Source organism: Arhodomonas sp. AD133, assembly GCF_051195215.1.
Lineage (GTDB): Bacteria > Pseudomonadota > Gammaproteobacteria > Nitrococcales > Nitrococcaceae > Arhodomonas.
Genome location: NZ_JBNAZM010000012.1, coordinates 108,361 through 120,679 on the forward strand (window position 1 = coordinate 108,361; position 12,319 = coordinate 120,679).

Sequence of the window (12,319 nt, forward strand, 5' to 3'; positions counted from 1 at the left end):
TCATCCCTCCGCGTCGATCGTATCCACGGGCATGGACAGCGGCCGCATGGGCGTGCCTTCGCTCACGTCCGGCCCGGGTGCCGGGTCGGGCCCCTTGCGCACCAGCTTGACCAGGTAGTAGATGCCGAAACCGAAAATGAACGCATACGCCGCGACGAAGGCAATCAACGACACCAGCACCTCGACACCGCCGATGGCCGGCGAGACGGCGTTACCGGTGCGCATCAGCCCGTACACCACCCAGGGCTGACGGCCGATCTCGGTGGTGAACCAGCCGGCCAGGATCGCCACGAAGCCGACGGGCATGCAGTACTGCACCAGCCGCAGGAACCAGGGCGTGTCGTAAAGGCGGCCACGCCAGCGCAGCCACAGGCTGATCGCGCCGACCGCGAGCATGAGCACGCCGATCGCCACCATCACCCGGAACGACCAGAACACCGGGGCCACCGGCGGACGCTCGTCCTCGGGCCACGCCGTCAGGCCCTTCACCTCCCCGTCCCACTGGTGGGTAAGGATGAGACTGGCGAGATTCGGGATGGCGACCTCATAGCGGTTGGTCTCGTTGGCCGGGTCCGGGATACCGAAGAGAACCATCGGTGCGCCGCGGTGCGTCTCCCAATGCCCCTCCATGGCCGCCACTTTGACCGGCTGGTGTTCCAGTGTGTTCAGGCCGTGAAGATCACCGATGAAAATCTGTGCCGGGGCGAGTATGCAGATCAACCACATCGCCATGGACAGCCCCTTCCGACCGACCCGTGGAAAGCGGCCGGTGCGCAGATACCAGGCGCTCACCGATGCGACCACGAACGCAGTGGTCAGGAACGTGGCGGTGACCATGTGCGCGAGCCGATACGGAAACGACGGGTTGAACACCGCCTGCGCCCAGCTCTCGATGCGGAAGACGCCGTCGCGCAACACCGTGCCGTCCGGCGTGTGCATCCAGCTGTTCGCCGCCAGGATCCAGAACGCCGAGAACAGCGTGCCCACCGCAACGACACACGCAGCGAGGAAGTACAGGAACGGCGGTACCCGGTTGCGCCCGAACAACAGAATGCCGAGGAACGTGGCCTCCATGAAGAACGCAGTGACCACCTCGTAGCCCATGAGTGGACCGATCACGTTGCCGGCAACGGCGGAGAATTCACTCCAGTTCGTCCCGAACTGGTAGGACATCACGATCCCCGAAACCACGCCCATGCCGAACGAGACCGCGAAGATCTTCACCCAGAAGCGCGACAGGCGCTGATATACCTCACGCCCCGTACGCAGCCACAACCCCTCCAGAACGGCGAGATACGCGGCGAGGCCGATGGTGAAAGACGGAAAGAGAATGTGGAAGGACACCACGAAGGCGAACTGGATGCGCGCCAGAAGGACCGGATCGAGCTCCACGGCTAGACCTCCTTTCGTCACCGGGCAGGCGCTCGCCTTGCACGTATTCGCGCCTGCGGCCTGCCGGTGGACGAGCCGGAACGGGTAGTTCGGATGTCAGGAAATACACGGCCCGGGTCCCGTGAGATTGTCGGGGCACCAAAGGATGCCGCTCATCGACGTCGGCCAGTGTATCCAAGCAGTATCGCCACCGCCAGCGCTGCACCGCACAACCAATCGCCAACCCGGCCCCATCAGCCAAGCACAGACTTTCGTGAAGCCCGTTGCAATGGGCGCTGCCGGCCTGATCCTCCAGAACGGGCCGGTATGTGCCCCCGTGTCAAATTGTCGCACCCGTGACGACACACACCTCAGCGGTGGCGCACCGCGTAGACGGCAAGCAACGCCCAGCCAACGACCCAGAGCACGCCCCCGATCGGCGTAATGGCGCCAAGCCACGGCACGCCGGTCAGGCAGAGCAAGTAGAGGCTACCGCAGAACACGATCACTCCGGCCATCAGACTCGCCGTCGACCAGCGCAGCCATGCACCGCCGGATGCCGGATGGAGCGTGCCGATGAACACCAGGGCCAGTGCGTGCACGAACTGGTAGCGCACCGCCGTCTCCCACACCTCGAGCCGCTCGGGCGACAACATGCCGCTCAACGCGTGCGCTCCGAACGCCCCGAGTACCACGCCCACCAGACCCGCAAGGGCCCCGAACACCATCGCCGCGCGACCATCCATCGTGTTTCCTCCCGCAAAATGCTTTGTCAAATTGCAAAACACCAATCAAAGCGCAAAAATATGAAGCTCCCAAGCGCCATTTCGGAGCGCTCGTGCTCACCGACACACGCCTTACGGAGCGTAACGTGGAAGACAGCGACCCCCTGCAAGACCGACTCTCCCCCCACATCCATCTCAACCTCAACGTCCGGGGCCTGGGGCCTTCCGCCACCCTGGCCATCAACGAGCAGTGTGCCGAGCTCCAGCGCCAGGGCCGCGACGTGTTCCGTCTCGGGCTCGGACAGTCACCCTTCCCCGTTCCGGATTTCGTCACCGAATCCCTGCGCGAGCATGCCGCCGAGAAGGATTACCTCGCCGTGAAGGGGCTCGCCGAGCTGCGCGCGGCGATCTCCGGTTACCTTCGCCGCACCGAAGGCCTGGATTACGACCCCGACAACATTCTCGTGGGCCCGGGGACCAAGGAGCTGATGTTCATCGTTCAGCTCGTCTACTACGGCGATCTCGTGATTCCGACGCCTAGCTGGGTCTCCTACGCCCCCCAGGCTCACATCCTCGGTCGGCAGATCCGGTGGCTGCCCACGGACCCGGCCACGGGCATGGGCGTCACGGCGGACGCACTCGAAGCGCATTGCCGCGCCGACCCCGACCGTCCGCGGCTGCTCATTCTCAACTACCCCGGCAACCCTACCGGCATCGCCTACTCCGCGGAGCAGCTCCAGGCGATCGCCGAAGTCGCCCGCCGTTACCGGGTGCTGGTGTTATCCGACGAGATCTACAGCGGCACGCGCTTCGACGGCGAGCACGTGTCCATCGCACGGTACTATCCGGAAGGGACCATCATCAGCAATGGCCTGTCCAAGTGGTGTGGTGCCGGCGGCTGGCGACTGGGGGCATTCGCGTTTCCGAGCCATCTGCGCTGGCTCCTCGACGGCATGGCCGCCGTGGCGAGCGAGACCTTCACCTCCACCAGCGCCCCTATCCAATACGCGGCGACAACGGCGTTCAACGGCGGTCCCGAGCTGGACCGCTACCTTGCCGACAGCCGCCGTATCCTCGCCGCGCTGGCCGGATTCTTCCAGCGAACGCTGGTGGCCGCCGGCGCGGACTGCCGGCCGGCACAGGGCGGGTTCTACCTGTTCCCGAGCTTCGAGCCGCTACGGGCACGGCTCGAGGCCCACGGCGTGACGGACAGCCGCACCCTGTGCACACGGCTGCTGGAGGACACCGGCGTCGCCGTGCTGCCGGGCAGCAACTTCGGCCGCCCCTCCCGAGAGCTCTCGGTGCGCCTGGCCTATGTGGACTTCGACGGAAGCACCGCCCTGGACGCGCTGAAGACCGGCGAGCAGGAAGTCGACGACGCGTTCCTGCGCACCTACTGCCCGCGGGTGGTCACCGCGGCCGAGCGCATGGCGGACTGGCTGAGTCACGGGTAGCAATACGCGGCCGCCCGTGGCAAGGCGGCCGTTCTTCCGATTCGCACAACCACGTGAAATGGTCAGACCTTGAACCGCCCCACCACCCCACGCAACGTCTCGCCCATGCGCGCGAGCTCGTCGCTGGCATGGCTGGTCTGCTCCATGCCTTCTGAGCTCTGGCCCGCCGCGTCGACGATGCGGGTGACGTTGCGGTTGATCTCCTCGGCCACCTGGCTCTGCTCTTCCGCGGCGGTGGCGACCTGGGTGATCTGGGTGTGTATTCGGGTCACGGCCTCGGCGATTCCGGCCAACGACTCGCGCGAGTCTTCGGCGCGCTCGACGTTACGCTCGGAACGCTCGCGGGAATAATCCATGGTCTCCGCAGCCTGACGGGTGTCGTTCACCAACCCTTCGATGATGGTGCGGATGCGGTCGGCTGACTCGCTGGAGCGTTTCGCCAGGGCGCGGACCTCCTCGGCTACCACCGCGAAGCCCCGGCCCTGCTCCCCGGCGCGTGCCGCTTCGATGGCCGCGTTCAGTGCCAGCAGGTTGGTCTGTTCGGTGACCTCGTGGATCACGTCGAGGACGGTCTCGATCTCCTTGCTGCGCTCAGCGAGCTGGGCGACGGCGTCGCTCGTGCGCTCGATATCCGTGGCGAGGGTACGCATGGATTCGCGGTTCTCCTCGACCACGCTCTGCCCGTCCCGGGCGCGCCCGTCCGCCTCGGAAGCGGCCTGCTCCACCTCGGTGGCGTTGCGCGAGATCTCCTGGACGGTGGCGGTCATCTCGTTGATCGCCGAGGCGATCTGGTCCGTCTCGCTGCTCTGGGAACGCACGCTCTCCCGCGTGGCACCGGCCACCTGATTGAGCTCTTCCGCCGCCGAGGCGAGGTGATGGGTGGTACTGTCGACCTCAGAGATGGCGCCGCGCATTTTCTCGGCGAACGCGTTGAACTGCTCGGCGAGCAGGCTCATTTCGTCACGGCCCTCGACGGGCAGACGCTGTGTGAGATCGCCCTCGCCGGCGGCGATGTCCCGCAAGCGCTCGGTCACCCGGTTAATCGGACGGGTCAGCGCCCGTGACAGCCACACAGCGAGACCGATCACAATCACGATGGACACGAGCCCGATCATGGCGATCTGCCAGCTCAGGCGATTGGCCGGGGCCATGACCTCGGCGCGGGGAATGAGGCCGATGAACTTCCACCCGAGCTGCTGCGAGGTATAAATGTTAGCCTGATAGGACTCTCCGCCCAGCGACACCGTCAGGGCACCGTCTTCGGCGGCGGCTAGCCTTTCGTACCCAGGCTCGCCGAGCCCGGTCAGGGGTTCGAAGTTGTGCTCCGGCTCGCTCGGGTCGACGAGCACCTTACCGGTGTCTTCCACGAGCAGCATGTAGCCGGCCTCCCCGAACCGAATCGCCCGCGCCATGTCGGTGAGCTGCTCCAGTGAGACGTCGACGGCCTGCACGCCGGCCACCCCACCGCCCGGCGCGGGCACGGTGCGGGCCAGGCTCACGCCGATGATGTCCTCCGTGGCGAAGCGATAGGCGTCGGTGAGCACGACCTCGCCGCGCTGCGCCATGGCCTTGCGGTACCAGGGGCGCTGGCGGGGGTCGTAGTTGGGCGGGCTCTCGCGCTTGGGCCACTGCACGAAGCCGCCGTCAGTGGTGCCCGTGTATACGTAGGTCAGCGCGTCGTGGTTCTGCCCGAAATGTCCGAGAAAGCGGAAAATGTCCGCCTCGACTGCGCCATTTTCGAGCGGCGTCATCATCCGGCTGTCCGCCCGGTCCATATAGCGGGTGACCGTCTCGTCCGCCTGACGGGTAACCTCGGCGGTGGCCAGATACGCCACGCTCTCACGCATGCGATCGAAAAAGCCGGTCATCGCGCCATCGATCTGGCGGATCTCGCGCAGACTGGCACTGTTGAAGGCGTCGACGGCGCTGGAGCGCGCTTCGGTGATCGCGATACTGGCCACGGCCGCCACGGCCAGGACGATGGTCACGGAGAAGGCAAGAACGAGTTTTCGTGAGATCGACATCCGTCGGTTCCGCTACCTGTTTGGTCGTGAGCGAATGGCGTCGCGAACCGGCTTGTGGCCGTGCGCAACGCGACGAAGCATCCCGCCGGCGCGATCACGCCGGCGGGGCATGGGGAGTCATCGGGGATCTGGGGTATCCTGGACGCTGGGGCCTACCCCGCCTCCTCGGTCGCCAGGCGGTGCACCCGGCGGGCGAGCTCACCCGCATCGAACTTGGAGAGGAAGTCATCCGCCCCGGCCCGGCGCAGGCTGTACTCGTCGAACTGGCCCGATAGCGAGGTGTGCAGCAGCAGTCGCAGGTGAGAGAAGCGGGAGTCGGCACGCAGACGCTGACACAGCGTGTATCCGTCGACGCCGGGCATCTCCACGTCGGAGACGACCACCTGCAGGCATTGCAGGCGTTCCGGGCTTTCGCGGTCGCAGCGCTCCAGCAGCTCCAGCGCCTGCTCGCCGTTGTCGGCAATCAGCACATCCCAGCCGGCCTGGTCGAGCGTGCGGCTCATACGGCTGCGCGCGAGCCGGCTGTCGTCCACCACGAGAACGGTCTGGGCGCCCGGTGGTGGCGCGGGCGCACCGCCGTGCCCGTCCAGGGCCTGCGCGGCGAGCGGTGCCACCCGATCGATGATCTCCTCGAATTCGAGCAGCTGGATGAGGCCGTGGTCGTCGCGCACGACCCCCATGATCTGCGAGTCCCGTCCGGCACCGGCCGGTGGCTTCATCACGTCTTTCCAGGCGACGCGTACTATGCCCTCGATGTCCCCGACACCGAAGCCCAACAGCCGGCGTTCGCAGTCGGTGAGAATGACGTTCTGGAACGTCTGCGGCATGGCGTCGGGATGCAGCAACGGCGCGAGATCCACCAGTGGCACGGTCCGGTCACGGATACGCGCGATACCGGCGATCCCCGGCGGCGCCCCCAGCAGCGTGCGACCACGTGGGGCGGGCACCACCCCTTCCACCTTGAAGACAGTGATGCCGTAGCGCCGCGCGCCGACACGAAAGCACAGCAGCTCGAACACACCACTGCGCTGGTCCGTCTCCGCCGTCTGTGTAGTGTTTCTGGTCACCGTCACCCTACCTGTGCGAATTCCCCCTGCTCTCCGTTGCATCGGCGGGGAAGCGGGAAACTTGAGGGTGATGTACCTGCCCCGGCGCGTGGACGAGCGGCGCCCTCCGGTCAGCCTCGTGCTCTGAGGAGGTTCAGCCCCAGCCCGACATACACGCTGCCGGCGATCCGCTCCATCCAGCGCAGTACTCGCGCGCGCGCCCGCAGGACGCCGGTAAGGCGCGCCGCGGCAACGGCGACCAACGCGCACCACAGCGTTCCCCCGGTAACGAATACCACTCCCAGGAAAACGAACGGCACCGGCCCCACTACTGCCTCGGCATCCACGAACTGCGGCAGAAAGGCGAGAAAGAAAACCGCTATCTTCGGGTTCAGCGTGTTGGTCACGAAACCCTCGCGGAAGATGCGCCATCCATTCGCCGCGGAGATTCCTGGCGCCGTCGTGGCACCCGCGGGAGTCATGATCGAGCGAATGCCCAGGTACACGAGATAGCCCGCGCCGGCGACCTTCACCGCCGTGAACGCCCACGCGGATGCCGCCAGCACCGCGGAAAGCCCCACCGCCGCGAGCGCCGTATGCAGCAGTATCCCCGCGCCGATGCCCAGGCAGGAGAGCAAACCGGCCCGACAGCCCTGGGTGATACTGCGCGAGAGGATGTACATCGTGTCCGGGCCGGGCGTCAGCCACAGCACAAGGCTTACCAGAAGAAATCCGGCCAGATTCTCGGTTCCCAGCATCGGCTGCCACGCTCCCTGCAACGGCCGACCGCCCCGGTGACATTCCCGCCCGGTGCCGGGACGGACGCCGAGTCGGGAACACGGCACTCGGTCGACTTGTCAGCTACTAACCTTCTTTAAGAAGCGATCGATCGGTGACTGCCTCGGCGCAACCACCGTTGCTCGCTCGACGCATGGTTACACGGAACCAACAGGGAGACCACTTCATGCCGGGAACGGGACACGGTGACGTACGCCACCTTCGCGCCTGCCACAGCGCTGACGAAGCCGTCGCACGCATCGCCGAACTCTACGAGACCGCCGTCCAGCATCTTCGCGAACGCCACCGGCGCTTCGTCGCGGGCGACCACCAACCGAGCCCCGGGCTGAACGCCTGCTACCCGTACGTGGGCATCGAAGTAAACAACGATCACCTCGTCACCGTCTCCCGTCCCACATACGGCTCCCTGCGCAATCCCGGCGTACACGGGACGACGGTAACGCGGCCGGACATTTTCGCCGACTACTTCCACGAGCAACTCTCGCTGCTTATCGCCAATCACCAAGTGCCGGTCTACGTGGGTGTCAGCAACGAGCCGATCCCGCTGCCGTTCGTCATCGAAGAGGCCACGGCGGATCTCACCCGCGAACAGGTCCGTGAGATGGAGCAGATCTTCCATCTGCCGAACCTCGGACGTATCGACGACGCCATCGCCAACGGCACCTATCGCACGTCCCCGGGCCACCCGTATCCGCTGTCGCTGTTTCCCGCCCAGCGGGTGGACCTGGCGCTGCAACGGCTGCACCACTACACGAGCACCGATCCGCGTCACTTCCAGGGATTCGTGCTGATCACCAACTACCAGCGCTACGTGGACGATTTCATCGCCTACGGTCAGGATCAGGTCGCCAATGGCCACGATTACACGGCATTCGTCGAACCCGGCGACGTAGTCACTCCGAACCCGCGCTTCGACCACCCCGGCAGCGATCACGAGCCGCCGCGCCACCAGCCGCCCATGCCGGCGTATCACCTCAAGCGCGACGATGGCCTCGGCGTCACGTTGATCAACATCGGCATCGGGCCCTCGAACGCCAAGACCGTCACCGACCATCTGGCGGTGCTGCGCCCGCACTGCTGCCTGATGGTGGGTCACTGCGGCGGGCTGCGGCGCTCGCAACAGCTCGGCGATTATGTCCTCGCTCACGCGTACATCCGCGAGGATCACGTCCTCGATCAGGACCTCCCGCTGTGGATTCCCGTGCCGCCGCTCGCCGAGGTGCAGGTGGCGCTCGAGGAAGCGGTAGCGAGCGTGACGGGCCTGACCGACTCGGAGATCAAGACCCGCCTGCGCACGGGCACGGTCGCCAGCACCGACAATCGCAACTGGGAGTTCCGCTTCGAAGAGCTCTACGAACGCTTCAGCCAGTCCCGTGCCATCGCGGTCGACATGGAAAGCGCCACCATCGCGGCGAACGGCTTCCGGCTGCGTGTGCCCTATGGCACGCTGCTGTGCGTCTCGGACAAACCGATGCACGGCGAGCTCAAGCTGCGCAGCATGGCGAACGCCTTCTACCGCACGCGCATCAACCAACATCTCACCATCGGGCTCGAGACCATCCGCATTCTCAAGGAATCCGGCATCGACGCACTGCATTCGCGCAAGCTGCGCAGCTTCGACGAACCCGCCTTTCGGTGACCGCCTCCTGCAACGGTGCACACTCCGCCGGCGATGCGCTGCCGCCGGCGGGGCGCGTCTACACCCGGCCCCTCCATACGCGTAGCATCGTGGGGAAGGGGACGGCCCGGACCGGGTCGAGACAGCAGAGGGGGAGATGCCGGGCATGTCAGAGGGTGCACGAACGGGGGACTCATCCCTGCAACGCTGGGTGGATCAGCTCAGCGAACAGGACATGCCGGTTCTCGGCGATACCGTGCGGCGCCTGCACAGCGCCGCCACCGACCGCTCGACTTCGGCTCCCGATCTGGCCCGTATCGTCCTCAGGGATGCGGCGATGACCTCGGGCGTGATCAAGGCCGTGAACACCGTGTACTACAACTCCGCCTCGAGGCGCATCACCACCATCAGCCGCGCCGTCGTGATCCTCGGGTTCGAAACGGTGCGCACCATCGGCACATCGGTGGCGGTCATCGAGACCTTCCTCAGAGCCGGTGCCCGCCGGAAACTGCTGGAGCTCATGCACGAGTCCGTCTTCGCGGCCGTGTATGCCAAGGCCATCGCACGGTGCACCGGAGACCCGGAGCCCGAGGAAGTGTTCATCGCCGCACTGCTCTACCGTCTCGGCCCCATGGCGTTCTGGTGCTATGCCGACGACACCCAGGCACAGCGCATGGAGAGCGCGCTCGACGCCGGCGACAAGCCCCGCAACGACATCGAGCGCGAGATCCTCGGATTCAGCCTTAACAATCTCACCCGTTCGCTCACGCGGCGCTGGAAGCTCGGGGAAGTCGTGCAGGAGACCCTCGACAGCAACCCGAACCGCCCCACCGGCCGCGCGGGCACTGTCCACCTCGGCCATCGCGTCGAACGCGCCGTGCGCGAACACGGCTGGGACTCCACGGCCGTGCAACGCCTGACGCGGGAGATCGCGGCCCACACGGGCGCAACGCCCGAGGACATCACGAGGTTGCTGGACGAGACGCGTTCGGAGGTACACCGGGCCGCCGAGGCATTCGGTTTGATCCCCGCAAACCCGGATCCGTGCGCACCGGCGCAGCCGGCCTCCTCCACTGGCCCGTCACAGCCGTGCCCGGAGCTGCAACTGCGCATTCTCCGCGAGCTCTCTCAGTTGCTCCAGGACAACCCGGATCTCCAGTCCGTGCTGGACATGGTCCTCGAAGGCATCTATCGCGGCGTCGGTATGGACCGCACGCTGGTGGCGGTGCTCTCCCGCGACCGCCGGCATCTGAGCGTGCGCTACACGCTGGGCGACAGCGGTGAGCTACAGCGCGGCTTCGGTTTCGAGCTGGATGCGCCGGACTACGCGATCGTGCGCCATACTCTGGCACGCCAGCACCCGTTGTGGACCGCTCGCCTGGGCGAGGCACACCGCCGGAAATGGCTCACACAGGCGGTACGCACCAGCCTTGGTGCCGACTTCTTCCTGGGGCCGTTGGTGGTCCAGGGCAAGGACATCGGGGTGCTGTATGCCGACCGTCGCACCAGCGCCACGCCCTTGGACGACGTAAGCTTCGACGGCTTCTGCCACTTCTGCGAGCAGGCCAACCTGGCGCTGGAATTCGTCATGGCGCGATAGCGCCCTCGAGTCACCGCACACGGTGGCAACCCACCATGAACCAATTTACGTAATCGCTGGGCCCCATCAGGCCAATTGGCTTAAATTGGGTTTTTGTTCTAGCCTTTTAACGCCAATGACACATATTGGTTTCATGGCTGCGCAAGACCATTAGGTCCCACAAGCAGTCAGATACCGGATCGCCCATCGGCAATCAAGGACGTATCGCCATGCTTGAAACAAGAACCCGAACCATCACCACCCTGCTCGGCCTGACCCTGCTCGGCGCCAGTACGAGCGCCGGCGCCCACGGCAGCCTGAGCGCCCCCATGAGCCGCCAGTACGCCTGCTTCCAGGACGGACCGGAGTCTCCGAGCTCGCCTTCCTGCCAGGCACTCGGCACGGCCATCTACGACTGGAACGGCGTGCGCATGGACGGGGTCTTCGACCTCTACCGGGAGAATATCCCCGACGGGGAACTATGCAGCCTGGGTATCCCGAAGTTCGAACCGCTGGACGAGATGCCGGGCGACTTCCCGAGCACCGTCATGGCGCCCGGTACCCACAAATTCACCTACTACCCCACGGCCGTTCACGCCACCAAGCGCATCGCGCTGTTCATCACCCGCGACGGCTATGATCGCACGCAGCCCCTCGGATGGGAGTCCCTCGAGTCCGAGCCGTTCTGCACCGTCGCCGACAGTGCGCTCAGCCTCGACGACGACGGCCGCTGGCGCTTCTCCTGTACCGTGCCCGCCGAGAAGTCCGGCAACCATGTCATCTACACCATCTGGCAGACCGATAACGGCACGGGCGAGATATTCGGTGGTTGCAGCGACGTCTTCGTCAGCAGCGACGGAACCGGCGATCCCGGCGACGGGGACGGCGGTACCGACATCCCGGCATGGAACCCCGACCAGGTCTATGACGAGGCCGGTCAGGTAGTGCGCTACGAGGGCGCGAAGTACCGTAACCGCTGGTGGACCCAGGGCGACAACCCCGCGACCGCGCCCGTGTGGGAGCGACTGGACACCGGTGACGGCGGCCTGCCCGCGTGGAGTACGGAAACCACCTACACCGCCGGTGACCGTGTGGAACACGATGGTAACCAGTGGGAGGCGCGTTGGTGGAACCAGGGGCAAGTGCCTTCCAGTGATCCCGACGGGCCCTGGAAGCAGCTCTGACGCGGTCGCGCCGGGCGGGCGCCCCCGTCCGGCGCCGCCGCCGATCAAGCATCGCCCCCCCCCTTGCATTCCCGCAGGATCGACGGCAGCTCCCCTACCGTGCGATGAAGCGGGAGGTGCTATGCAGCTCGAACTCAACACCGGCGAAGGCATGGAGACATCCCCGGCGCTCGAACGCCACGTCCGCGACAAACTCGCGGGGGTGGAACGACGCTTCGGCGAACGGGTCACGCGCGTCGAGGTCTACCTCAAGGACACCAATGCCGGCAAAGGCGGTGTGGACACCGTCTGCACCATCGAGGCACACCCGGCAGGCCTGTCGCCGGTGGTGGTGGAAGCGGAAGCGATCGACGCTTATACGGCGACCCATGAAGGGGCACGGAAGCTGGAAAAAGCCCTGGAGACCCGCATCGCCCGGGCACAGGCGCGTAACGCTTACTAAGCTTCTCAGAAGTATTGTCATGCGTCAGCCGGTCTGTGCGCCGATGGGGCAAGGCGCGAGGCGCGCCGTGTAGCCGGG

10 protein-coding genes are annotated in these 12,319 nt (G+C 66.0%); 5 read left to right on the top strand and 5 right to left on the bottom strand.

Annotation, left to right across the window (positions count from 1 at the left end; genetic code table 11):
- Together ACPEES_RS09600 and ACPEES_RS09605 are read right to left on the bottom strand one after the other, a co-directional pair.
- Positions 1-1,413, bottom strand: coding sequence for a cytochrome ubiquinol oxidase subunit I (locus ACPEES_RS09600; RefSeq protein ID WP_435103248.1), 1,413 nt, complete (start codon positions 1,411-1,413; stop codon positions 1-3).
- 329 nt (positions 1,414-1,742) lie between these two features.
- Positions 1,743-2,117, bottom strand: a complete 375-nt coding sequence (locus tag ACPEES_RS09605; RefSeq protein ID WP_435103249.1) for a DUF423 domain-containing protein — start codon at positions 2,115-2,117, stop codon at positions 1,743-1,745.
- Positions 2,118-2,209: 92 nt separating this feature from the next.
- Here ACPEES_RS09605 and ACPEES_RS09610 point away from each other — a divergent pair, with 92 nt between their 5' ends.
- Positions 2,210-3,550: a pyridoxal phosphate-dependent aminotransferase gene (locus tag ACPEES_RS09610; protein WP_435103250.1), complete on the top strand. Its 1,341-nt coding sequence runs from the start codon at positions 2,210-2,212 to the stop codon at positions 3,548-3,550.
- 62 nt (positions 3,551-3,612) lie between these two features.
- Here the strand turns inward: ACPEES_RS09610 and ACPEES_RS09615 are convergent, their stop codons facing one another.
- The 3 genes from ACPEES_RS09615 to ACPEES_RS09625 form a co-directional block, all read right to left on the bottom strand.
- On the bottom strand, positions 3,613-5,574 hold the full coding sequence (locus ACPEES_RS09615; RefSeq protein WP_435103251.1) for a methyl-accepting chemotaxis protein: 1,962 nt from the start codon (positions 5,572-5,574) through the stop codon (positions 3,613-3,615).
- 152 nt (positions 5,575-5,726) lie between these two features.
- Positions 5,727-6,641, bottom strand: coding sequence for a chemotaxis protein (locus tag ACPEES_RS09620; RefSeq protein WP_435103252.1), 915 nt, complete (start codon positions 6,639-6,641; stop codon positions 5,727-5,729).
- 110 nt (positions 6,642-6,751) lie between these two features.
- On the bottom strand, positions 6,752-7,378 hold the full coding sequence (locus ACPEES_RS09625; protein ID WP_435103253.1) for a LysE family translocator: 627 nt from the start codon (positions 7,376-7,378) through the stop codon (positions 6,752-6,754).
- 206 nt (positions 7,379-7,584) lie between these two features.
- Between ACPEES_RS09625 and ACPEES_RS09630 the strand changes: the two genes are divergently transcribed.
- The 4 genes from ACPEES_RS09630 (at position 7,585) to ACPEES_RS09645 (ending at position 12,241) form a co-directional block, all read left to right on the top strand.
- Positions 7,585-9,057, top strand: a complete 1,473-nt coding sequence (locus ACPEES_RS09630; RefSeq protein ID WP_435103254.1) for an AMP nucleosidase — start codon at positions 7,585-7,587, stop codon at positions 9,055-9,057.
- A 145-nt stretch (positions 9,058-9,202) separates the two neighbouring features.
- The gene (locus ACPEES_RS09635; protein WP_435103255.1) at positions 9,203-10,636 is read left to right on the top strand and encodes an HDOD domain-containing protein; all 1,434 of its coding nucleotides are present in this window, start codon (positions 9,203-9,205) and stop codon (positions 10,634-10,636) included.
- A 209-nt stretch (positions 10,637-10,845) separates the two neighbouring features.
- Positions 10,846-11,799 (top strand): lytic polysaccharide monooxygenase, encoded by a 954-nt coding sequence (locus ACPEES_RS09640; RefSeq protein WP_435103256.1) that lies wholly within the window; start codon positions 10,846-10,848, stop codon positions 11,797-11,799.
- A 121-nt stretch (positions 11,800-11,920) separates the two neighbouring features.
- Complete coding sequence (locus tag ACPEES_RS09645) at positions 11,921-12,241, top strand: HPF/RaiA family ribosome-associated protein (protein ID WP_435103257.1); 321 nt, start codon at positions 11,921-11,923, stop codon at positions 12,239-12,241.
- The last annotated feature ends 78 nt before the right edge of the window (positions 12,242-12,319 follow it).